1 pseudogene is annotated in these 394 nt (G+C 57.6%); it reads left to right on the top strand.

Annotated elements, in window-relative coordinates:
• Nucleotides 1–172: 172 nt before the first annotated feature.
• Nucleotides 173–394, top strand: a pseudogene (locus XI09_RS03580) (hypothetical protein); the annotation flags it as partial.

Here is a 394-nt window from a genome sequence, read left to right as displayed (position 1 = left end):
GCCGATCAAGGAAGGCGTCATGCCGCTATCTCATGCTCAGCTCTCGGTGCTGCTCGACGGCTCGGACTGGAAGCGTGTGCCGATGCGAATTGTGGATCAGCCAGTACGAGCTGGTTGATCCTTATCAAGAGTCGTTCATCACTCATGCGGAGTTGTTGTAGAATCACTTTGCATGAGTGATTTGCCTTCCGATCGAGCATTGCTCCAGCAAGCCGTGATGGCGCTATCGTCACGGCTTGCCGTGGTGTCGGCGGAATGCAGCTCGCTTTCGGCCGAGCGTGATGTGGCGATCGCCCAACGCGACGCTGCGATCCAGGAGAACGACAAGCTCCTGATGATCCTGTCCCAGTACAAGCGCACGATCTTTGGTCCCCGCTCCGAGACACTGGATCCC

The sequence above is a fragment of the Bradyrhizobium sp. CCBAU 11386 genome (genome assembly GCF_028128955.1).
Lineage (GTDB): Bacteria > Pseudomonadota > Alphaproteobacteria > Rhizobiales > Xanthobacteraceae > Bradyrhizobium.
This window is presented reverse-complemented; position numbering and strand designations above follow the sequence as displayed.